This window comes from Dolomitihabitans soli (genome assembly GCF_022213955.1).
Lineage (GTDB): Bacteria > Actinomycetota > Actinomycetes > Streptosporangiales > Streptosporangiaceae > Streptosporangium_A > Streptosporangium_A soli.
In genome coordinates, this window is the sequence record NZ_JAKNTW010000001.1 from 666842 (window position 1) to 689611 (window position 22770).

General features: G+C 71.8%; 19 protein-coding genes and 1 riboswitch. Of the genes, 10 read left to right on the top strand and 9 right to left on the bottom strand.

Annotation, left to right across the window (positions count from 1 at the left end; genetic code table 11):
- Positions 1-93: 93 nt before the first annotated feature.
- From MBA17_RS03030 to MBA17_RS03065, 8 genes are all read right to left on the bottom strand, one after another.
- The gene (locus MBA17_RS03030; RefSeq protein WP_238494658.1) at positions 94-381 is read right to left on the bottom strand and encodes an Lrp/AsnC family transcriptional regulator; all 288 of its coding nucleotides are present in this window, start codon (positions 379-381) and stop codon (positions 94-96) included.
- A gap of 65 nt (positions 382-446) precedes the next feature.
- Positions 447-2180, bottom strand: a complete 1734-nt coding sequence (locus tag MBA17_RS03035) for a DEDD exonuclease domain-containing protein (RefSeq protein ID WP_238494659.1) — start codon at positions 2178-2180, stop codon at positions 447-449.
- 27 nt (positions 2181-2207) lie between these two features.
- Complete coding sequence (locus tag MBA17_RS03040) at positions 2208-5192, bottom strand: FtsX-like permease family protein (protein WP_238494660.1); 2985 nt, start codon at positions 5190-5192, stop codon at positions 2208-2210.
- A complete protein-coding gene (locus tag MBA17_RS03045) occupies positions 5189-6040 on the bottom strand; it encodes an ABC transporter ATP-binding protein (RefSeq protein ID WP_455432675.1) in 852 nt (283 codons plus the stop codon). Before MBA17_RS03045 ends, MBA17_RS03040 begins: the two co-directional genes overlap by 4 nt.
- Entirely contained in the window at positions 6037-6690 is a 654-nt protein-coding gene (locus tag MBA17_RS03050) for an ABC transporter ATP-binding protein (RefSeq protein WP_238494661.1), read from the bottom strand. The genes MBA17_RS03045 and MBA17_RS03050 overlap by 4 nt, the downstream gene beginning before the upstream one ends.
- A gap of 28 nt (positions 6691-6718) precedes the next feature.
- Positions 6719-8302, bottom strand: coding sequence for a PH domain-containing protein (locus MBA17_RS03055; RefSeq protein ID WP_238494662.1), 1584 nt, complete (start codon positions 8300-8302; stop codon positions 6719-6721).
- Entirely contained in the window at positions 8299-8781 is a 483-nt protein-coding gene (locus tag MBA17_RS03060; protein ID WP_238494663.1) for a PH domain-containing protein, read from the bottom strand. Before MBA17_RS03060 ends, MBA17_RS03055 begins: the two co-directional genes overlap by 4 nt.
- Before the next feature lie 3 nt (positions 8782-8784).
- Positions 8785-8997, bottom strand: coding sequence for a hypothetical protein (locus MBA17_RS03065; RefSeq protein ID WP_238494664.1), 213 nt, complete (start codon positions 8995-8997; stop codon positions 8785-8787).
- A 110-nt stretch (positions 8998-9107) separates the two neighbouring features.
- On the opposite strand from MBA17_RS03065, the gene MBA17_RS03070 reads away from it, so the two are divergent.
- The 9 genes from MBA17_RS03070 (at position 9108) to MBA17_RS03110 (ending at position 20025) form a co-directional block, all read left to right on the top strand.
- The gene (locus MBA17_RS03070) at positions 9108-10292 is read left to right on the top strand and encodes a sensor histidine kinase (protein ID WP_238494665.1); all 1185 of its coding nucleotides are present in this window, start codon (positions 9108-9110) and stop codon (positions 10290-10292) included.
- Positions 10289-10951 (top strand): response regulator, encoded by a 663-nt coding sequence (locus MBA17_RS03075; protein ID WP_238494666.1) that lies wholly within the window; start codon positions 10289-10291, stop codon positions 10949-10951. The genes MBA17_RS03070 and MBA17_RS03075 overlap by 4 nt, the downstream gene beginning before the upstream one ends.
- 423 nt (positions 10952-11374) lie before the next feature.
- Positions 11375-12697 (top strand): NYN domain-containing protein, encoded by a 1323-nt coding sequence (locus MBA17_RS03080; RefSeq protein ID WP_238494667.1) that lies wholly within the window; start codon positions 11375-11377, stop codon positions 12695-12697.
- Positions 12698-12757: 60 nt separating this feature from the next.
- Positions 12758-13399, top strand: coding sequence for a hypothetical protein (locus MBA17_RS03085; RefSeq protein WP_238494668.1), 642 nt, complete (start codon positions 12758-12760; stop codon positions 13397-13399).
- 122 nt (positions 13400-13521) lie between these two features.
- Positions 13522-14502, top strand: coding sequence for an NlpC/P60 family protein (locus tag MBA17_RS03090; RefSeq protein ID WP_238494669.1), 981 nt, complete (start codon positions 13522-13524; stop codon positions 14500-14502).
- Between the two features lie 1339 nt (positions 14503-15841).
- Positions 15842-16002: riboswitch (cyclic di-AMP (ydaO/yuaA leader) on the top strand.
- A 22-nt stretch (positions 16003-16024) separates the two neighbouring features.
- Positions 16025-16669, top strand: coding sequence for a C40 family peptidase (locus MBA17_RS03095; protein WP_238494670.1), 645 nt, complete (start codon positions 16025-16027; stop codon positions 16667-16669).
- Between the two features lie 90 nt (positions 16670-16759).
- Positions 16760-17545 (top strand): gluzincin family metallopeptidase, encoded by a 786-nt coding sequence (locus MBA17_RS03100; RefSeq protein WP_238494671.1) that lies wholly within the window; start codon positions 16760-16762, stop codon positions 17543-17545.
- A gap of 48 nt (positions 17546-17593) precedes the next feature.
- Positions 17594-18913: a M48 family metallopeptidase gene (locus tag MBA17_RS03105; protein ID WP_238494672.1), complete on the top strand. Its 1320-nt coding sequence runs from the start codon at positions 17594-17596 to the stop codon at positions 18911-18913.
- On the top strand, positions 18910-20025 hold the full coding sequence (locus tag MBA17_RS03110; protein ID WP_238494673.1) for a glycosyltransferase family 4 protein: 1116 nt from the start codon (positions 18910-18912) through the stop codon (positions 20023-20025). Before MBA17_RS03105 ends, MBA17_RS03110 begins: the two co-directional genes overlap by 4 nt.
- Here the strand turns inward: MBA17_RS03110 and MBA17_RS03115 are convergent.
- Positions 20016-21800: an AMP-dependent synthetase/ligase gene (locus MBA17_RS03115; RefSeq protein ID WP_238494674.1), complete on the bottom strand. Its 1785-nt coding sequence runs from the start codon at positions 21798-21800 to the stop codon at positions 20016-20018. The genes MBA17_RS03110 and MBA17_RS03115 overlap by 10 nt on opposite strands.
- Before the next feature lie 176 nt (positions 21801-21976).
- Here MBA17_RS03115 and MBA17_RS03120 point away from each other — a divergent pair, with 176 nt between their 5' ends.
- Positions 21977-22744 (top strand): metallophosphoesterase family protein, encoded by a 768-nt coding sequence (locus MBA17_RS03120; RefSeq protein WP_238494675.1) that lies wholly within the window; start codon positions 21977-21979, stop codon positions 22742-22744.
- The last annotated feature ends 26 nt before the right edge of the window (positions 22745-22770 follow it).

Below are 22770 nucleotides of genomic sequence, written 5' to 3' on the forward strand. Positions count from 1 at the left end.
TGATGCAGCATGGCGCGGTTGAGGGTTTCTGCAGAGCATACGAAAGAGCGCAACTTCTGGTGACGTTCGGACCTTGATGGCCGAGCGCCGTCGTCAGTCGGTCTCGTTGAGGCCGATCGAGAAGGCCGCGTCGAGGTCGTGCTTGGAGTAGGTGCGGAAGGCGATGTGCGTCTCGGTGTGCAGCACCCCGGGCACCTTGTTCAGCCTGCCGGGAATGACTTCGGCGATCTGCTCATAGTCGCGGACCCTGACCATGGCGAGCAGATCGTACTCACCGGTGATCGAGTAGACCTCGCTCACCCCGTCGAGTTCGGCGATCATCTGCGCGACCTCGGGGATCCTGTCCACCTCTGCGTTGATGTGCACGATCGCGGTGACCACGGAATCCTCCTTCGGCGGCTCGCCCCCGGCGGGAGCGTCCGGCTCACCTTACCGCGCCTGGCCGATCATCGAAGGGGACGGCCCTCGCGTGGGTTATGGGGTCGTATGCCCTGGTAGGCGAGGTCGATGCGGGCCTTGAGCCGGCCCGCGCCGCGAGCGGGCAGGCTCCAGCCGTCTTCCATCTGGACCAGGCGGACCCCCGGCGACTCCAGCCAGCGCAGGATGCACTCGGTCTCCTCGGCGCTCGCCGCGGGAGTCGGGCCGGGGCCCGGCGCCACGGTCTCGGCCGTGGCGACGAGCGCGTCGACGAAAGGGGTGGGATGGGCCCCTCTCGGCATCACGCCGGCGGCGGCCAGTCGCCCGCGCCTGACCACGTGGATCTCCCAGCCGCCGCCGAACGCGGGACTGGCCGCGACCAGTTCGGGGAGCCTGGTGACCGACTGCAGCCGCTGCATGCGCGCCGCCGTACGGATGTAGGAGGCGAGGCGGTCGCGGTCGGCGGCCGCCTCCTCGTAGCGCTGCTCCACCGACAGGCGCTCCATGCGGGCCTGCACGGCGGTGAAGACGGGGGTCGCGTCGTGCTCCATGGCGCGGCGGGCGCTCTGCGCGTGCAGGGCGTACTCGGCCGGGGACTCGCGGCCGTCGCAGGGCGCGCCGCACCGGCCGATCTCGGCGAGCGCGCAGGCGGACCTGGTACGGCGCGGGCTGAGCCGTTCGGTGCACTGGCGCAGCGGGATCGCCTCGTGCAGGGCGGTCCGCGCGTCCTCGGCGGCCCGGCTGGTGCCGAACGGGCCGAGGTAGGCGGCGTCGTCGGCGCGGACCTCGCGGACGATCGACAGCCGGGGGAACGGCTCGTCGGTGAGTTTGAGCCACACGGCCTTCTCCGGAAACCGTGACCTCCGGTTGTAGCGTGGCTTCGTGGCGCCGATCAGCCGCAACTCCCTGACCTCGGCCTCCAGCCCGGTCGCGCAGACGATGGTGCGGACCCGTTCGGCGACGCCGATCATCTCGCGGATCCTCGGCCTGGTCTCGCTCGCGGTGAAGTAGCTGCGCACGCGGGTGCGCAGGTTTCCGCTCTTGCCGACGTAGAGCGGCTCGCCGCGCTGGTCCTCGAACAGGTAGACGCCCGGGACGCCCGGCACGGCGTCGGCCAGGTGCCGCTTGCGCTGCTGCTCCGGGGTGGGCGCGCGGACGAAGCTCTTGAGCTCCTCCAGCGTGTGCACCCCGAAGGAACCCGCGCGCTCCAGCAGGGCGTGCAGGACGTCGGTGGTCGCCCTGGCGTCGGCGAGCGCCCGGTGACAGGGCTCGGTCGAGCTTCTGAAGACCCTGGCGAGCGTCGACAGCTTGCAGTTGGGCACCTCGTCGCGGGTGAGCATCCGCCGTGCGAGGTCGGCCGTGTCGACGACCGGGTTGGCCGGCGGCGGGTAGCCGTGGGCCGCGCAGGCCGCCTTGACGAACCCCATGTCGAACGGCGCGTTGTGGGCCACCAGCGTGGTGCCCCGGACGAACTCCAGGAAGGAGGGGAGCACCGAGGCGATCTTCGGCGCGGCCACCACCATCGTGTCCGTGATGCCGGTGAGCACCGAGATGAACGGGGGGATCGGCCCGCCGGGATCGACCAGCGTGGCCATCTCGCCGATCACCTCGCCGCCGCGCACCTTCACCGCGCCCAACTCGGTGATCGCGTGCTCCGCGGGCGAGCCGCCGGTCGTCTCCAGGTCGAACACCACGAACGTCACCTGTCCGAGCTGCGTGCCCAGCTCGTCCAGAGCACCCTGCACCGCGATCTCCACGTCCATGACCATAGAAGCAGCCACTGACATTAATCAGCCCGGGGCACCGCGCAACCGGTCCGGCCGTACGCCGCGCAGCAGGATCTCGGCCGTGACGGCCGCCGCCACCAGGGCGGCGAGCAGGGCGCCGCCGGTGACCGCCGCGAGGAGCGGGAGGGACGGTTCGTACAGCAGCGGAGGCGTGATCGGCGGCACGACGAACTCCGGGATGCGGGGGAGGGCCGCCCAGGCGGCCACGACCCCGGAGGTCACCCCCGCCAGCATGCCCGCGCACAGGATGATGAGCTGTTCCAGCAGCAGCGCCGAGCGCAGCGCCGGCGTCCGCGCTCCCGCGGCCTCCAGCGCGGCCAGCTCGTAACCCCGTTGCCGAGCCGCGCTGTACAGAGCCAGTACGGCACGCCCGAGCGCGAGCACGGCGGCGGCGATCGCGGCCATGAGCAGCAGCATCAGCGCCAGCCCGGGTCCCTGCGAGGAGTATCTGGCGACAAGGCCGGACATCAGGCGTGGTTCGTAGACGGGAAGCCCTTGAGCGAGGAGGCCGTCGCGCACGGCGGCCAGGTGACCGGGGGCGACCCAGACCTGGAACTCGGCCTTGGGGTGGATGGCGAACGCCACCCTGTCGGCCAGCTCCAGATCGACCACTCCGCCCGGGACGTCGAGCCCGGGCACCGCGGGGCCGACGGGGACGGGGGCCTGCCTGACCAGGTACGCCTGATCGAGGCCAGGCGTGAAGTCGTTGCCGGTCAGGCTGTTGACCAGCGCGGGAAGCTCCTCGGGGTAGGTCGCGGGGATCATCTTGGTGGCGGTGAAGGCCGCCATGTCCAGAGTGAGCCCGTCCGCGCCGGCGCTGCCCGTGCCGCGCCAGCGGTCCGGATCGGTGAGGCCGGCGTCGATCGCGCGCCACCGTCCGCCGGAGCGTGTCGCCACCTCGGTGGCTTCGATCGCCAGCAAGGGGTGCTCATCCATGTCGGCGCCGCTCAGGTAGGAGACGTCGCCGCGGAGTCCGCGCAGCTCGCAGGGGGCCGTGCGGCAGGCGGGCGGGAGCCCCCATTCCAGCATCGCGCGGTCCGGCGCCCCGAGTGGGATGGACTTGACGGTGGCCTCGCCCGGCACCCTCAGGTCCGCGAACATGCGCACCTCCCAGTACTTCGGGATCTCGACCGGGTGGATCCGCAGCCGGAAGCGGTCGCCGGTCAGCGTGACCCGGGGCGCCACGTCGGCGCCGAGCCTGCCGGTCAGGCTCGCGGCGGGCCTGTCCCAGTTGGCGACGTGGGCGAACCGGGCGGGGTCCGTCGCGAGCATCTTCGGCGGGCCGGGCAGGACGAGGACCGGTGCGGCCCGCACCCCCGAGGGGTCGGCCCGCTCGACCGCCTTTCTGAAGTCGGCGACACTCTCGGTGCGGGTGATCAGCACCGCGTCGGCGCCGTTGTGGATCCTGGCCACCCGCTCGAAGTTCGCCGAGGTGACCGACCAGGCCGCCGTCGCGAACGTGGCCAGCCCGAACGCAGTGCCGAGCACGATCAGGCTGCCCGCGGTGGCCGGACCGCGCGCGATCTGGCGCAGCGCGAGGAACACGCCGATGCCGCCGGCGCGCCTGGTCGGGCCGAACAGCCGCCGGGCCAGGGAGGGCAGGAAGCGGCAGGACAGTAGCGCGGCCGCCACGGCGAGCAGTCCGGGTACGGCCAGGGCGCCGGCCTGCTGCCCGGAGTTCTCGGTGATGATCCCGGTGGTGAGCAGCTCGGCCAGCCCGAGGCCGGTGACGGCCAGGATCACCGCGTCGATGATCCAGCCGCGCGCGGTCCGCCGGGGCGTCCGCCGCCACTCCTCGGTGACGGGGCGCACGGCGACGTTCCTGGCGGCGAGCCCGGCGGCGACCACCCCGCCCAGCAGTACCGCCGCGCCCGCGAGTACCGACTGGCCGGTCACCGTGACCGGCACCGCCACGGTCAGCAGCGCGCCCGCCATGGCCGAGGCGAGCGCCAGGCCGAGCGCCAGCCCGGCAGGCAACGCCACCGCGAGCAGCACCAGCGGCTCCGCCAGGCCGAACCGCCACACGCGCAGCCGCCCGTGCCCGCGTAACCTCGCCAGCGCGATCTCCGGACCCCGCGCGGTGACCAGGTCGGAGACGGTCAGGAAGAGCAGCAGCCAGCCGAGGCCGACGAGCTGGGCGATCACCAGCAGTGCGGGGACGCCGAGCGACGCGGTCTGCGAGCGCAGCTCGCCCAGGGGGCCGGCCAGCCCGCTGAAGACGATGGTCTCCGTGTCAGCGTTGGCGAGCTGCTGGGCGCTCGCGTCGAGCTCCGCCAGGCGCGGGAGGTCGGCGGCGGTGATCCTCGTCGCATCGATGACGACGGTCGCCGCGTCGGTCCAGGTCGCTCCGTTGACGACGGTGCTTTCTCTGGTCGCGGGGACGGTGAACAGCGGGTCGCCGTTGCCCTCGGTGAATCCCGCGCTCTGGGCGAACAGGTTGCGGCCGAACCAGAACGGGTCGCCGGGGTTCGGCGCGTGATAGACGCCGACCACCTGGAGTGGCGCCGGCCTGCTCTTGCCGTCCGGCTTCGGTCGCTCGATGACGCCGGTGACGCGGACCCGGTGGCCGAGCGGGAACCCGGCGGCCCGGCTGACCATGATCTCTCCGGCCGCGGCCGGGCATCGTCCCACCAGCAGCGTGACGTGCTCGCACTGGCCGTCCTGCCACATCAGGGGATACTTCGTGAGGCTGGTCGCCTCCGGGCTGAGGAGCTCCATGCCCTTGATCGGCGGGTGCAGGAAGGAGCCGCCGGCGGCGAACCTCGCCGCCTGGGCCGGCACCCCGCTGTGGGGTGCGGTGAACCGCCAGCCCCGCTCGTCGGGGGTGGACTCCGCCAGCGTGGTGCGCACGATCTCGGTGCCGGCGGACTCGGCGAAGATCGGCCCGACGGAGGCCGTCGCCACCGGCACCAGGGCGACCACCAGCACGATGAGGGAGAGCGTGCGCCGTTCCCATAACCCGCGCAGGGTCAGCCCCCACCCCCTCACCGTCCGGCCCGCCGGGTCTCGTCCCCGTCGTCTCCCGGTTCGGCCCTGCGCAGCACCACCCCGTCGGCCAGGGGCTCGATCCTGGCCATCGTCCCCGGCGGCAGCAGTTCGTGGAACTCGGGCGGCAGTTGCACCGCCCCCTCGCGGCCGATCACCACGAAGTCCTCGCCGTGCCTGCCCTCGGTGCCGACCCGGCCGTCGCGGATGGTGATCGTACGGCCCAGGGCCTCGCTGACCACCGGGTCATGGGTGACCACGACCACGGTCGAGGACGTCTCCACGGCGGTCTCCTTGATCAGGTCGATGACGGCTTCGCCGGACGCGGCGTCGAGCTGGCTGGTGGGCTCGTCGGCCAGCAGCAGCCGCGGCGCGTTGGCCAGGGCCACGGCGACCGCCAGTCGCTGCTGCTCGCCGCCGGACATCCGGCCGGCGTGCGGGTGCCGGTTCCCGCCGAGGCCGACCCGGTCGAGCAGTTCGGCGACGCGCCGCCGGTCGGGGCGGGCGGCCCGCTGGGCGAAGGCGACGTTCTGCGCGGGAGTGGCGTAGGGGATGAGGTTCCGGGAGGGGTTCTGCAGGACGACGCCGATGTCGGCGGCCCGCATCCGGTCGAGTGCCCGGGGGCTGAGCCGGGAGACGTCGGAGCCGTTGAGCCTGAGCCGTCCGGCGCTGGGCCGCAGTAACCCCGCCATCAGCCACAACAGGGTGGATTTGCCCGCCCCCGAGGGCCCGAGCAGCGCCACCGTCTCACCGGGGTCGATCACGAGGTCCACGTCGCGCAGGGCCACCACCTCCAGCTCCCGCGTCCGGTAGATCTGCACGATCCCGTCGCAGCGCACCGCGGCCGTCACCTGGTCACCACCCGTTGCCCGGCGGTGCGCAGCTGCACCACCCGGTCGCAGCGGTCGGCGACCTCCGGATCGTGCGTGGCGATCACCAGCGCCGTGCCCCGCCGGCCGGCGGCGACCAGCTCGTCCAGGACGAGTTCGCGGTGGTCCTTGTCCTGCTCCGCGGTGGGCTCGTCGGCCAGCAGCACCGCGGTGTCCAGCGCGAGGGCCCTGGCCACCGCCACACGCTGCTGCTGGCCGCCCGACAGTTCCTCGATCAGGTGCTCGGCGTGCCCGGCCAGTCCCAGCCGGGCGAGCGGACCGGCCGCCTGCTCGATGGCCCGCGCCGGCGTACGGCCGGCGGCGCGGAGCGCCACCTCGACGTTCTCGGCGGCGGTGAGCAGGGTCAGCAGGCCGTAGGACTGGAGGACCAGAGCGAGACGCGAGCGGCCCGCCGGGTTCTCGCCGAGCGGGACGCCGTCCACTTTGACCTGTCCCCGGCTGAGCGGGGCCAGGCCAGCGAGCGCGGAGAGCAGCGTGGTCTTGCCCGAGCCCGACGGGCCCATCAGCGCGACCCGCTCACCGGCGTGTATCTCCAGGGTGAGGTCGTGGATCACTTCCCGGCCGCCCGCACGGCACGAGATCGAGTGACAGGAGAGCGCAGGTTCGGGCATCGTCCGCCTCCCGGGACGTGGCTGCCCTTCAGTACAGGACGTCCCGGGCAACGATTGCCTGCGCTGGGGTCACGAAGTCGTCACGATCGGGCGGGCTCGCCGTACGGAAGGGGGACAGCAGGCCGGGGACGGCGTGGCAGGCGAGGTCCAGGGCGTCGTCCTCGCCCGCGTCGAGGACCGTGTAGGCGCCGCCGCCCGCCGCGGTGGTGGCGGTCACCGTGGCCAGGCCCGACCGGCGCTGGAACACCGTCTGCTGGATCTTCCAGCCGATGATCCCCGAGCGGTCGAGGGCGACCGTGCGGCGCGCCGCCGTACCCGATCGGGTGAGCAGGTGGCGGCCGGTGAGGCCGTGGGCCAGCCCTCGGTAGGCGTCGGCGGCGAGGGCGAGGAACACCGGCAGCGCCACGACGGGGACCGTCCAGGCCCACCACGGGATCGGGGAGAAGGCCAGATCGAGCGCTCCGGTGGCCGCGGCGAGCGCGGCGGCCCCAAGGACGGCCCAGCGCAGCCGGCGGGTGCGGGCCGCGGGCGGGTGCGGGCGCAGCGGCGGCTCGCCGGGTGGGCCGCCGGGAGCCTCCGGGGAGATCTCGTGGGCGACGCGCAACGCGACGTCGCGGGGGAGCGGAGGCGTGATCGAGTCGGCGTTCTCCAGCTTGTCGTTCTTGTCCTTGTTGAGGCCGGTCGCGATCGCCTTGACCTTCGCTCCGCCGCCCCAGCGCAGCAGCATCGGCTCGACGAGTTCCACGCCGCGCAGCCGCGCCTCGGTGAGTGTGGTCGACCGGGTGGTGAGCAACCCGCGCCGGAGCCTGATCGTGCCTCCCGGTTCGCGTTCCAGCCGGTAACGCCACCAGGACTCGACGAACACCGCCAGCGCGCCGACCACGCCCACCATGAGGTTCGCCGCGGCCAGCAGCAGGACGGCCAGCCACAGCGGCAGCTCCTGGACGCGTTCCCACGCCTCACCGGCCGCGTCGAGGGTGAACAGGTCCAGCCCGACGACGTCGAGCGCCTTCTTGCCGGCGCCCAGCAGTACGGCGCCGCCGATGAAACTCCACACGGTCAGCGGCGCGTAGCGGATCCACGGCCAGGCCAGCTCGGCGATCGGCGCGCCGGCGGCCGGTTCGCGCCCGGCGTCGCGGGAGTCCAGGGACAGCAACGTCGCGCGCAGATGGTCGGCGTGCCTCCTGGCGACCGGGTCGAGCGTCAGTTCCGCCTTGTCGCCGCCCGCGCTCTCGCCCGTGCCGATCTTGACGACGGCCAGGCCGAAGACCCTGCGCACCGGGTCGGCCGTGACGTCGACCGTCCGCACGCGGTCGCGCGGGATGGAGCGGTGCTCCCTGACGAAGATCCCCGAGCGCAGTTCCACCCGCTCCGCCGTGATCCGGTAGGTGGTGGCCCGCCACCTGAACAGGTCGTAGACCACGACTCCCACGATGACGAGGAGGGCCGCGCCACCGCCGGCGGCGGCCACGACGGGCAGGGTGACGTCCCGGTCGAGCAGGACCTTTGCGAGCACGGTCACCAGGGGCACGACGAGCGCCAGGGAGAGGACGGCCGAGGCGGGCAGGGTCCGCCGGTGCAGCCGCAGCCACCCTTCCGGTTCACCGGTCATGTCGCGTCTCCCGGCGTCGCTTGCGTGAGCTTGGTGAGCCGTTCGGCCAGGTCGGCGGCCAACCGGTGGTCGAGGGCCTCGATCTTGATGGCGCCGGCGGAGGAAGCGGTCGTGACCGTCACATCGGAGAGCCCGAAGAGGCGCTGCACCGGGCCGCGCGCGGTGTCCACCGTCTGGATCCGCGACATCGGCGCCACCCGCCAGGACCGGACCAGCCAGCCGGAACGGGTGTACACCGCCTCGTCGGTGACCTCCCACCTGGACATCCGGTAGTAGGCCCGGGGCACCACCGCCACCATCGCCGCGCAGCACACGGCGAAGCCGCCCACGACCGCGCCCAGCCACAGCGGCCGGTCGGTGAACAGCAGGTACGCCAGCACGGCCGCGACGACCAGCGGCACCACCAGGATCAGCGTCTGGACGGTCCACCAGGGCACGGCGCGCGGATCGGCCTGGTTGCGCGGGGGACGGAGATCCATGGCCTAACCCCGCTTTCCGACGGTCCGCGCGGCGGCGCACATGACGATGCCGAGCACACCGAGAACGATGCTGGCGAAGACCTCGTACCCGTCGAGGAAACCGATGTAGTTCACCACGAACCAGCTACGCGATCCGCTGCCGAGCAGGTTGTTGAGCGCTCCGCCGACGGCCTGGACAATGCACAGCACCCCCATGAGATCGAGAAATCCCTTCATGTCAGTCAGCCTGGCGGGAGGGGAGGACCGAGCGCGTCCGCCGGAGGTCTGCCGCGGCATCGACTTTGGTCGCTTCCGGAGCACCCGCGCGACGTCTAACCTCGGGAAGCGTGACGGAGTACCGGTGGTTGCTGCCCGCGGTCCTGCTCGGATCCGGCGACGAGCGCCACTCCGGGCCGGTCCGGCGCTCGGCACGCGACTGGTTCGTCGACGCCACCATGTTCGTGATGGCCTGCGTCATGGCCCTGTTCACCGTTCAGCAGCTCGACGGCGACCCGCGGCCTCTCGTGATCACCGAGCAGGTCATCGGGGCGGCGTCGTGCGCCGGGATCTGGTTGCGCCGACGCTGGCCGGTCGGGCTGGCGTTGGTGCTCGCCCCGCTCACGCTGTTCTCCCTGATGGTCTCCGGGGCGGTGTGCGTGGCCATGTTCACCGTGGCGGTGCACCGGCCGTTCAAGTACGTCGCGCTGGTCGGCGGCCTGCTCCTGAGCGCGATCGTGCCCTACGCGCTGGTCCGCCCGGACCCGGACTTCAAGTTCCTGGGCACGGTGATCTTCGGAGTGGTCGTCTACTTCGCGCTGATCGCCTGGGGCATGTTCGTGCGGGCCAGGCGGCAACTCGTGCTCTCGCTGCGCGACCGCGCCGAACGGTCGGCGCAGCAGGCCAGGCAACTGGAGCGGGAGCGCATCGCGCGCGAGATGCACGACGTGCTCGCCCACCGTCTCTCGCTGCTCAGCCTGCACGCCGGCGCCCTGGAGTTCCGCCCGGACGCGCCGTCCGAGGAGATCGCGAAGGCCGCGAGCGCGATCAGGTCGAGCGCCCACCAGGCGCTGGAGGACCTGCGGGAGGTCATCGGGGTGCTCCGCCACAGCGCGGAGGGCGACGCGCCCGAGCCCCCGCAGCCGACGCTGTCGGATCTGGGCGAACTCGCCAAGGAGTCCGCGCGAGCGGGAATGGAGATACGCCTGGTGGTGCGTGTCGAGGAGGAGGCGGCGGTCCCGGAAGGGCTCGGCCGCGCCCTCTACCGGATCGCCCAGGAGGGCCTGACCAACGCGCGCAAGCACGCCCCCGACGCGCCCGTCCGGGTGGAGGTGCGCGGAGCGGCGGGCGAGGGCCTGACGGTCGAGGTCAGGAACCCGGCCCGTACGGCGAGCCGCCACGTGCCCATCCCCGGCAGCGGGACCGGGCTCATCGGGCTGGCCGAGCGCGCCAGCCTGGCCGGCGGGCGGCTCCAGCACGGTGTGGCGTCCGACGGCGACTTCCGGCTGCAGGCATGGCTACCGTGGCCGGTATGAGTGATCCGATCCGTGTCCTGATCGTCGATGACGACGCCCTGGTCCGCGCGGGGCTGTCGATGATCCTCGGGGGCACCGACGACCTGTGTCTCGTGGGGGAGGCGGGCGACGGCGACGAGGTTCCCGCGCTGGTGGCCGAGCACCGGCCCGACGTGGTGCTGATGGACATCCGGATGCCCAGGCTCGACGGGCTGGAGGCGACCGAGCGGCTGCGCGCGGGGACGTCCCCGCCCGAGGTGGTCATCCTGACGACCTTCCACGCCGACGCTCAGGTGCTGCGGGCGCTGCGGGCGGGCGCGGCCGGGTTCCTGCTCAAGGACACCCCGCCGGGCGACCTGGTGGGCGCGGTCCGCCGGGTGGCCGCCGGGGAGCCGATCCTGTCGCCGGTGGTGACCCGCCAGCTCATCGCGCACGTCTCCGACCCGTGGGCCGACGACCGCAAGGATCGGGCGCGGGCCGTGCTGGGCCGGCTCAGCGAACGCGAGCGGGAGGTGGCGCTGGCGGTCGGGCAGGGCAGGTCCAACGCGGAGATCGGCACGGAGCTCTTCATGAGCGTCGCCACCGTGAAGGCGCACGTGTCGCGGTCGCTGACCAAGATGGAGCTCAACAACCGGGTGCAGATCGCGCTGGTGGTGCACGACGCCGGCTACGACCAGTAGGCCCGCCGGCTGTCCTCCGGGCGGCGGCGCGGGCGGCCGACCGGTCGCCGAAGTGGGCGGGAGGGGATAAGGGCGACGCCCGTGGGCCGGGGATCGGTGGCTCGCCGGTGGGGCCGCAACGGATTCTCGATCGTGACCTGGTGCCCCAGCCGGGTTGTCAGCCGGGCCCGAGCCCTGTCGAGCGGCTCTCTCAGGTCGCGGGCACGCTCTCGATCCGGCCGGTCACGTTGTGACGTTCCGGCAGGTCGGGCGGCCTGGTCTGGAATGTCCCCGGGTACGGCCGGCATCGGCCGGTCATCTCTTAGCAAGCGCTTGTCATCACGCCGGTCAACCGGACCGCCCTGCCGAGTCAGGGGTGCGGCAGCCGTACCCTTGTCTGATAGACGAATTTCGGAAGGCGTCAAAGGGCTGAGGAGACATGGGATGAGTTCAGCCGGTGAGGGCTTGTCTCGTCCGCTGCCCGAGCAGGTCCGGTTACACGTCGTCGACCTGGCCGCGCAGGTCCTCAGCTCTGTCCCGGCCGCGAACGTGCCGCCGCCGCTGCGGGGCATCGCGAAGTTCGATCCGCGCAAACGGGCCAAACTCGGCGGTACACCGATCGCCGCCCAGTTGGAGACCGACAAGGAGTTCCGCGAGGTGGTCGCGGAGGCGCTCGCCGCCGGGTGGCCCGAGCTGGTGGCGAGCCTGGCCGAGGGCAACGTGCCGCCGGCCGCCGAACCCGTGCTGGTCGCCGCCGCCGCCTACCTCACCCGGCCGCCCGGCTGGCCGGACATGGTGGAGACCGCCCGGGAGGACCTCGAACGCGTCGCCGCCGCCGCGGAGGGGGCGGCGTACGAACAGACGGTGACCCGGCTGCGCGAACAGCTCGCCACCCAGAAGGCGAGCGCCAAGGAGGAGACCGACCGGCTGCGCGAACAGCTCAAGTCCTTCCGCTCGGAGAACGCCGACCTGCGGCGCAAGCTGCACGAGGCCCGCGAACGCGTCCGGGCCGCCGACGCGCGCGCCACCGAGCTGGAGCACGCGGCCGACGAGGCGCGCGCCGCGGCCGCCTCGGCGGGCAGCGCGGGTGACAGCGAGCTCCGCCGTACCCGTGACCGGCTCGCCGACGCCGAGCGTCAGCTCGAAGCCCAGCGGCGCGCCGCCCGCGAGGGACGCAGCGTCGAGGACGCCAGGGTGCGCGTGCTGCTCGACGCGTTGCAGGACGCCTCCGCCGGGCTGCGCAGGGAGCTGGCCCTGCCCTCGACGATCAGCAGGCCCGCCGACTCGGTCACCGGCGTCTCACCCGACCGCCCCGGGGTGCGCGCCGTGCCCGCGCGGGCCCTCGCCGACGACGACCCCGCGCTGCTCGACCAGTTGCTCGGGCTCCCGCAGATCCACCTGATCATCGACGGTTACAACGTCACCAAGACCGGCTACGGCACGCTCACCCTCGCCGACCAGCGCAGCCGGCTGCTCACCGGCCTCGGCGGGCTGGTCGCCCAGACCAGGGTGGAGGTGACCTGCGTCTTCGACGGCGCGGAGCTGAACGGCCCGGTGCCGGTCACCGCGCCACGCGGGGTGCGGGTGATGTTCAGCGCGCCCGGGCAGATCGCCGACGACCTGATCAGGCAGCTCGTGCGGGCCGAACCGGTGGGCCGTGCCATGGCCGTCGTCTCCTCCGATCGCGAGGTGGCCGAGTCGGTGCGCCGGATGGGCGCCCGCCCCGTGAAGTCGTCGCTGCTGCTGCGACGTCTCGGCCGGGCCTGAACCTTTTCACCGTTCCGGGCGTCGAACGTCCGGAAGAACCAGGGTGAAAGGGAGTCCGTCTTGCTGAAGAAGATCATAGCTGTCCTGTGCGCCGGAGCGCTCGCAGGGACGGGGGCCGCGCTCGTGGCGGCCGCCCCGGCTGGGGCCGCAGCCGGGATCCCGCGCGGCTTCCTGCTGTACGAGAAGACGGCGGGCACGCACGACGACAACGACGAGACCTCCTGGAAGATCGACAACCGGCGGACCGCGAGACTGGCGATCAACCCGTGTGACCGGTCGTCACTGGGCAAGGCGGGCCGGACCGCCGGCCGTACGATCACCTACACCTCGGTGCCCGACTTCCAGAAGATCGAGCAGGTCCTCCTGTACGGCTCCGCCAAGGCGGCCGAGGACACCATGAAGCAGGTCCGCGCGGCGGTGCGGAAGTGCGCGGCCAGAACCAGCGACCACTCCACCTACCGCTACACGGCCAAGGGGACCGCACTCGGCGACGAGGCGCTGCGGGTCACCGGCCAGGCCTACAACGGCAAGAAGAGCGCCATCGGCGGGGAGCGTTCGGTCATCGTACGGCGGGGCAACGCGATCATCGCCTACACGCAGGCGGGGGAGTACGGCAAGCCCGCCGCCGGCGACCATGCGATGCAGCTCAAGGACGCCCGGAAGATGACCGCCAAGATCTGCTCGGTGGCTCGCTGCTCGTGACCCGTTGACGGTCCGGCCTGGCTTCCGGGCCGGACCGTCACAGAATCCCAACGAAATGGTCAGGTTGTCGTCAAGACTTCTGTACTATTTCGCCCCAGGTCCAGGATCGTTGGGGAGGGTTCGTGCTGGTGAAGCTTGGACGGTTGCCGGTGGCCGCGGGATTGGCGCTAGCCGTCCTGGTGTTGCCTCTGGACGGTGCCGCGGCTGATCCGGAGCCGACCATCGCCAAGACGAAGGCCAAGCTGGAGAAGCTGAACGACCAGGCCGACAAGGTGGTCGACAAGTACAACGACGCCAACGAGCGCTACAAGAAGGCCAAGAAGAAGTACAACTCGCTCAACGGTTCCCTGCGTGAGCAGCAGTCCACCGTGGAGGACCTCCGCCGCCAGCTCGTCGGCGTGGCCGTCAGCAGCTACCAGGGCGGCGATCTGACCGCGATGCCCGGCCTGATGAGCGGGCAGGACCCCGCAGCGCTCCTCGGCGGCCTCGCGTCCGTCAGCCAGCTCTCCGCCGAGCGGGCCGGCTCCCTCACCGCCTTCGACAAGGCCACCCGGGCCCTGCGCGTGCGGCGCGACGAGGCCAAGGACGCCTACAAGGAGGCCGACGACGTGCTCGACGACCTCCGCAAGGAGAAGTCCAAGGCCGACCGCCTCGTCGACGAGCAGACCCGCATCCTGCGCCGCCTCGGCACCTACCAGACGGGCAACCGCGACAGCAAGGGCGTGAAATACACCGGCAGCGCGTCCGGCAACGCCCGCGCCGCGCTCAGCTTCGCCTTCTCCCAGATCGGCAAGCCGTACCAGTACGGAGCCTCGGGACCGGGCTCCTGGGACTGCTCGGGCCTCACCCAGGCCGCCTGGAAGGCCGCCGGCGTGACTCTGCCCCGGACGACCTGGTCGCAGTGGAGCTGGGGCGCGAGCCGCAAAGTAGGCGACGACGCCATGGAGCCCGGCGACCTCATCTTCAGCCACGGCCTCGGTCACGTCGGCATCTACGCCGGCAACGGCAAGATGGTGCACGCCCCGCAGACCGGCGACGTCGTCAAGATCTCCAGCCTCGACTCCTACGGCCGGAGCCGTATCGTCGGCGCGATCCGTCCCTGAGTCCCTCAGCGCCCCATGAGACGTCAGCCTGATTGGTCAGCCTGAGACGTCACCTGACCCTTGGGCATCGCCTGAAGCGAAGCGCTCGGAGCACCGGCCCTCGGCGACGAGGGCCGTCTTTGTGAGCGGTCCCGCAGCGCCGCGTACGTTCTCATGGGCGGTCGTCCTCATGAGCGGCCGTCTCCATGGGCGGCCGTCTTCATGAGCGGCCGTCTTCATGAGTTGTGCCGGGACGCGTGACCGGGCGGTCGCTCGACCGCGGCGGGGCGGGGCGGTGCGGTTGCGGTGCGGCTGTCGTGCGGCGCGTCCGTCGCGGTGCTGCTGAGTCGCGGTGCCGCTGAGCCCGGTCCGATTCGGGCCGGTGATCGCGCGCTTCCCGATAACGGTCCGGCATACTCGTGCCCCACGGGATTACCGCACGGCGGCACGACAACACTCGGTCCGATTTCACGCCTGAATCCGAATCAGATGGATGATCGTCCTCCCCCGTGCTCGCCCGGCCGAACACGCCCATGCGCGATGAGAACTCGCCTTTCCGCAGGCGATACGCACTCTGCGTACCTGCTCCGTCTCCGTGATGAACGTCACATAAACCCGGCCAGGTTGACAAGGGACGTCCGATCATTGGCATTGGCCCGAACTGATCGTGAAAGAGCCGACTCGCACGCACGGTCCCGAAATTTCCGGACCTGTGCCGTCTGTGCCGATCCCCGGCGGCCGGGGGCTCCAAGACGCCGCCCCGGCCCCTGATCGGCCGCTCCAGGGGTCTCTGCGGGCCGCTGAAGCGGCTCTGAAGCCGGCAATACGCCCGGCGTGCGGCTTCGGCGAGCTTTCGATCGCGATTACCGCTCATTTCCCATGTCAGGCCGTATAACGCCAGGGCCGGATCGGGAGTTTTCGCGCGAGAAGGGCCCGGCCGTTCAGCGGGCACGACCGGGGCGTGTGGGGCCGGAGTTTAACAGGGGACCGGCGAGGGGTAGGGGTGAATCGAGAAAGAAGTGACTGCCGGAGGCTTCGGGGGCGAGCGAATGGATCGCAGGATTGTGTGACTCATGTTACAGATGTGACGATCTTCAGGTTCGATTGAGGAATTGTGAGCAGGGTCACATTTAGGTAACTGAACCCCCTTATGTGCAGGGAAATCGAGCTGTACCGGCTGTCTAGTGGATCTTAATTCTTTGTTCGGGCTTTGCCGACATATGACGATCCGAGTACCTTCTCGCTCGCGGCGAGCAAGCCATGCCGTCGCCTCGAACATCGGCTGGAAATCAGCCGCTGTCTCCAAAAAGATCCATTGGTCGCCGCCACTCGAAGGCGCATGCCGTACTCCCTGCCGGGAGGTGGTGACCTGCCGAATCCATACAGCCAGGAGGTATGGAACCGGGGACCCAAAAGGCCCTTCTCGAAAGGGCCAGGGGTGAATCGGCGCAGCCGCGCCGTAGGGCGAACTTCCCCGCCCGAATCCGTCAGCTAACCCGGTAGGCATTCGTGGAAGAGTTGAGGAGCAATCCTGTCCACCTCAGTGAACACACTCCGTCGCCTCCGCCGTGCCCGCCTCTCCATCGGCGGTGCGGCACTCACCCTGACCGCCTCGGCGGGCGTGGTGACACTGCAGTCAACTGCGGTTGAAGCGGCGACGAGTACCGCACCGTCGCCTTCGACGGTCTCGCCCGACACGTCGACCCTGACCGAGCTGATCATTTCGGGGCCGACGACCACGAGCACGAACACGCCTGCCAAGGCGGAGCGCTCGGCGGCCACCGGGACGAAGGCCGTGACGAAGACGAGCAAGACCGCGAGGCAGCAGGCCAAAGCCGGCAAGGCCGTCTCGGCGGCCAAGAAACAGATCGGCGACCCGTACCGATGGGGGGGAACCGGACCCAACGGATTCGACTGCTCAGGTCTCGTCCAGTACAGCTGGAAGAAGGCCGGAGTGAAGCTTCCTCGCGTGACGCACAGCCAGTACGCACGCATCAAGACGAAGATCTCATTCGAGAAACTCCGCCCAGGCGACCTGATGTTCTTCAGCGGCAAGGGCCACGTGGGCATGTACGTCGGCAAGGGCAAGATGATCCACTCGCCGAGCAGCGGCAAGACGGTCCGCATCGAGAAGCTGAGCGGGTGGCGCAAGGCGTCCTTCAGCGGCGCCGTCCGGCCGGGTATCTGACCGGCTCCTCGCGGAACCCTGGTCGACACCCCGGCCGCCCTCCTTCGAGAAGGGCGGCCGGGGTGTCGACGATGAAGTACGTTGGGCGGCATGCCTGTCCAGGTGAGCCGCCGTCTGGCACTGTCCGGCCTGCTGGGCGTGGGCGGCGGCGTCCTGCTGACGGGAGCCGCGCGCGTCCGGCCGAGCGGGATCACCGTGTACGGCGAGCGGTCCACGGTGATCGGCTCGCCGGGTGACAGGGACCGCCTCGCCGCCATCGCGGCCGTCGCCGACAACGCGGTCGCCCGGGTGACCGCCCTGTGGCCCCTCCCCGGCCGTGCGGTGATCCAGGTGCCGGGCACGCTGGAGGAGGCGGCACGGCGCGCGGGCAGCACCGCCCTCGCCGGGCTCGCGGCGGTCGCCACGGCCCGCACGGTCGTCGTCGTCCCCGACGGGTTCGCCAGGCTGACCGACCTCGGCCGCGGTGTCGTGCTCACCCACGAGCTCACCCATGTCGCCACCGGCGCGGTCACCACCACGCACCTGCCCCGGTGGCTCACCGAGGGCTTCGCCGACTACGTCGGCTACCGCGACTCCGGCCTCGCCGTGCCCGACGCGGCGGCCGAGCTGGCCGAGGAGGTGCGCGCCGGCGTCGTGCCGCGCGAGCTGCCCGGCCGCCCCGACTTCGAACCGGGCTCGCCGCGCCTGGCCCAGGCGTACGCGGAGGCGTGGCTCGCCTGCCGCTACCTCTCCGGGCGGTACGGCGAGCGCGCGCTGGTCACGGTCTACCGCGAGGCGGTCGCGCGCGGTGTCCCCGCCGCGCTCGCCCGTCTCGGCCTCGACTCCTCCTCCCTGACCACCGGCTGGCGGGCCCACCTGGCCACGGAGCTGGGGTGATCGAGGGCCTGCGATGATACGAGCGGTCGGGGAGAACGGTGAGGCGGGATGGGCGTGGTTGACGGACTTGCCGGTGAGCGACGCGAAGGCGATCGCGGCGGCGGCGAGCGGACCGGGGGCGGGCGCAGGGCGGCGGGCTGGGCCCTGGCGGGCGTCGGCGTGGCGCTCGGGGCGATCGTCTGGGCGACGACGCCGTGGCGGGCGCTGCCGGCCGGGGCGCCCGAGGTGGCCGCCGACCCCGGCCGCGACTTCACGGCGGCGCAACTGGCCAGGGCACAGGCGTTCGACGCGGCGGTCAGCGTGCCGTCCTACCTGTCGCTGGCCCTCACCCTGGTCTTCGCTGGCCTGCTGGTGGCCACGCCGCTCGGCGCGCGGGTTGTGGGCCGGATCCGGGGGCCGTGGTGGGCGCGGGCGATCGGCGGCGTGGTGGCGCTCACGGCCGTCGTGGAGGTCGTGCGGTGGCCGCTCGGCATGTGGTCGGAGACCTACCTGCGCGACTACGGGCTCTCCACGCAGAGCTGGCCGTCCTGGACGGGTGACCGGCTGCTGAGCCTCGGCGTGCGCACGCTGCTGATCGCCGTGATGGTCGTGGCGGTCGTCGCGCTGGCGCGCAGGTTCGCGCGGTGGTGGATCCCCGCCGCGGTGGGCGCGTTCACCCTCACCCTGGTCGCCTCCTTCGTCTACCCGGTCGTGGTCGAGCCGCTGTTCAACGACTTCCAGCCGATGCCCGCCGGCCAGCTGCGCGATGACCTGCTGTCGATGGCCGCCAGGGACGGCGTGCCGGTCGAGGACGTGCTCGTCGCCGACGCGTCGCGGCGGACCACCGCGCTCAACGCCTACGTCTCCGGCTTCGGGGCGACCCGCCGGATCGTCGTCTACGACACCCTGCTGAAGGGCCCGCCGGGGGAGGTCGAGCTGATCGTCGCGCACGAGCTCGGCCACGCGAAGAACGGCGACGTGCTGTACGGCACGCTGATCGGCGGTCTCGGCGCGGCGGCGGGGGCGTGCCTGCTCTTCCTGGTCACCTCGGCCGGCGTGATCCGCCGCCGCACGGGCGTCGCGTCGCTCGCGGACCCGCGCGCGGTGGGCCTGCTGATGGGGTTGATGAGCCTGGCCGCCGTGCTGTCCGGCCCGGCGCAGAATCTGGTCAGCAGGCACATCGAGGCCCGCGCCGACGTGCACGCGCTCGACCTGACCCGCGACCCCGGCACGTTCGCGGCGATGCAGAGACGGCTGGCGGTCACCAACATCTCCGATCCGTCGCCCGACGCGGTCGAATACTTCCTGTACTCCTCCCATCCGTCCGCCCCTCAGCGGATCGCCGCCGCGCGATCGTGGGCGCTGCTGAACGGCCTCCCCGAGCCGTGAGCAGGACCCTGGTCGTCACCAACGACCTCCCGCCCAGGGCCGGCGGCATCCAGGCGTTCGTGCACGGTCTGGCGCTGCGCCGGCCGCCCGGCTCGGTGGTCGTCTACGCGCCCCGCTGGCCGGGCAGCGACGCCTTCGACCTGCGCCAGCCGTACCCCGTGGTGCGCCACCCCGGCCCCCTGATGCTGCCGCTGCCGTCGGTCGCGCGCCGCGCGGCCGCCCTGGTGCGCGCCCACCGGTGCGACACCGTCGTCTTCGGCGCCGCGGCCCCCCTCGGGCTGCTCGCCCCGGCCATGCGGGCCGCGGGGGCGCGGCGGATCGTCATGCTCACCCACGGGCACGAGGCGTCCTGGGCAGTGACGCCACTGTTCCGGCAGGTCCTCGCGCGGATCGGCGGCCACGCCGACATGGTCACCTATCTGGGCGAGTACACCCGCGGGCGGCTGGCGGGAGTGATCTCACCCGCCAAACTGGTACGGCTGGCCCCGGGCGTCGACACCGACCTGTTCCACCCGGGAGCCGGCGGAGACGGGGTGCGCAAGGCGTACGGCCTGGGCGATCGTCCCGTCGTCGTCTGCGTCTCCCGCCTGGTGCCGCGCAAGGGGCAGGACGTGCTGGTGCGGGCTTGGCCCCGGGTGCTGCGGGCGGTGCCCGACGCGGTCCTGCTGCTGGTCGGCGGCGGGCCGAGCAGGCGGCGGCTGGAACGGGCGGCCCGCGGCCTCGGCGACTCCGTGCGGATCACCGGGCCGGTGCCCTGGCACGCCCTGCCCGCCCACTTCGACGCGGCGCAGGTGTTCGCCATGCCGTGCCGCACCCGGCTGCGCGGCATCGACGCGGAAGGGCTCGGGATCGTCTACCTGGAGGCGTCCGCGACCGGTCTGCCCGTGGTCGCCGGCCGCTCGGGCGGCGCCCCCGACGCCGTACGGCACGGCGAGACCGGCCTGATCGTGAACGGGGCGGCGCCCGCGCAGGTGGCCGCCGCCCTGATCTCGTTGCTCGCCGACCCCGCCAGGGCGCGGGCGATGGGGGAGTCGGGCCGCGCCTGGATCACCCGCGAGTGGACCTGGGACCTGGTCGCCGCCCGGTTCGCCGAGCTGGTGGATCAGGCGTAGAGCTCGTCGACCTCCTTGGCGAAGTCGGCCAGCACGACGTTCCGCTTGATCGACTGCTTCGGGGTGACGTGCCCGGTCGCCTCGGTGAGCTCGATCTCCAGGACGGCGAACTTCTTGATCGCCTCGGCCTTGGAGACCATCCGGTTGGCGTCGTCGACCGCCTGCTGGACCTCGGCGGTGATCACCGGGTCGGCGCTCAGCTCGGCGAGGGTGGCGCCGCCTCGGCCGTTGGCCTGCTTCCACACCTCCAGCGCCTCGGCGTCGAGGGTGACCAGGGCCGCGATGTAGGGGCGGTCGTCGCCGACCACGACGGCCTGGCTGACGAGCGGGTGGGCGCGGATGCGGTCCTCCATGGGGGCCGGTGCGACGTTCTTGCCGCCCGCGGTGACCAGGATCTCCTTCTTGCGCCCGGTGATGCGGAGGTAGCCGTCGGCGTCGAGTTCGCCGATGTCGCCGCTGTGGAACCAGCCGTCGGCGTCGATGGCCTCGGCGGTGGCCGCCGCGTTGTTCCAGTAGCCGTCGAAGATGTGGCGGCCCTTGACGAGGATCTCGCCGTCGTCGGCGATCGCGACGGTCACGCCGGGGAACGGCTTCCCGACGGTGCCGATCTTGTTGGCTCCCGGCATGTTGACCGTGGAGGGCGCGGAGGTCTCGGTGAGTCCCCAGCCCTCGAAGACCTCGATGCCGACGCCGCGGAAGAAGTGGCCGAGCCGCTCGCCGAGCGCGGAGCCGCCGGACACCGCGTGGGACAGCCGGCCGCCGGTGGCGGCGCGCAGCTTGCCGTACACGAGCTTGTCGAAGACCGCGTGCTTGAGGCGTAGCCCGAACCCCGCGCCGCCGGAGCTCTCGGCCCTGCTCCAGGCGATCGCCGCCTCGGCCGCCGCGTTGAAGATCTTGGCCTTGCCCTCGGCGGTGGCCTTCTGCACGGCGCCGTTGTAGACCTTCTCGAAGACGCGGGGGACGGCGAGCAGGAAGGTGGGCCTGAGCGACTGCAGGTCGGGGGCCACGTTCTTCATGTTGGCGGTGTGGCCGAGCACGGTGCCGGTCTCGATGAGCACGACCTCGATGATCCGGGCGAAGCTGTGCGCCAGGGGGAGGAACAGCAGGCCGGCGCGGTCTTGCACCTCGAAGAGGCGTTCGAGCGGGCCCGCCACCACGTTGCGCGCGGTGAACAGCAGGTTGTCGTGGGTGAGGCGGCAGCCCTTGGGGCGTCCGGTGGTGCCCGAGGTGTAGATGACGGTGGCCAGGTCGGTGCCGCTCCTGGCGGTGCGGCGCTCCTCCAGGGTCTCGGCTGAAACCTCCGCCCCGGCGGCGGTCAGCTCGTCGAGCGCGCCGCTCTCCACGCACCAGACCGAGCCGAGTTCCGGCGCGGCCTCCCTGAGGGTCGCCTCGTGCGAGCCGAGCTCCACGAAGACGCGCTGGGCGCCGCTGTCGGACAGGATCCAGCCGATCTGGTCGGCCGAGGACGTCTCGAAGATCGGCACGCTGACCGCGCCCGCCGCCCAGATGGCGTAGTCGATGACGGTCCACTCGTAGCAGGTGCGCGACATCAGGGCGATCCGGTCGCCCGGTTCGACGCCCGCCGCGATCAGCCCGCGGGCCACTCCGCTCACCTGGGCGAGGAACTCGCCGGCGGTCACCGCCGCCCAGCTCTCGCCCGACTTGCGGCGGATCACCACCTTGCCGGGTTCCCGCTCGCCGCGCTGGAACACCGTGTCGGTGCAGTTGGCGGATGCCGGGACATCCACGAGCAGGGGGACGGTGTACTCGCGCACGGGATCGCTCCTCGCAGGTGGTGCAGGAAATCGATTTTGAGTGGACGCTACCGCGATAAGTTACGACTGGGTAGATGCCGTCACCCAGGCGTTACCAAGGTCGAACTTCACGCTGCCGACCACGTTACGTAGACAAGCGCTCGGTTGGTGCCGCGGCCGAGGTTAGGATGGCCTGCATGCGGGTTCATGTCGTGAGTGATGTGCACGGAAGGGCCGACGCCCTGGCCCGCGCGGGAGAAGGTGCCGACGCGCTGGTGTGCCTCGGCGACCTGGTCCTCTTCATCGACTACGACGACCACTCCCAGGGGATCTTCCCCTCCCTGTTCGGCAAGGCCAAGGCCGCCGAGTTCATCGGCCTGCGTACGGCGGGCCTCTTCGACGAGGCCCGCACGATGTCGGCCGCCCTCTGGGCCGAGCTGGGCGGTGACCCGCGCGACCACATCGACCGGATGGTCAACAAGCAGTACGCCGAGATCTTCGCCGCCATGCCGACACCGGCCTATCTCACCTACGGCAACGTCGACGTGCCCAGGTTCTGGCCCGACCACCTCCGCGACGGCCAGCACGTGCTCGACGGGGAGCGGATCGAGATCGGCGGCCTGACCTTCGGCTTCGTCGGCGGCGGCCTGCGCACCCGGTACCGCACGCCGTACGAGATCGACGACGAGGAGTACGCCGCGAAGGTCGAGGCGGTCGGCGAGGTCGACGTGCTGTGCTGCCACATCCCCCCGGCGGTGCCCGAACTGGTCTACGACGTGGTGGCCCGGCGGCTGGAGCGGGGCAGCGAGGCGACCCTGGCGGCGATCAAGAAAACGCAGCCCAGATACGCCTTGTTCGGGCACGTCCACCAGCCGCTCGTGGCGCGCACCAGGATCGGCCGCACCGAGTGCGTCAACGTCGGCCACTTCCGGGCCCGAGGCACGCCCTACGCGCTGGAGTGGTGAGGCGCGGATGCGAGTACGGTAAAGCC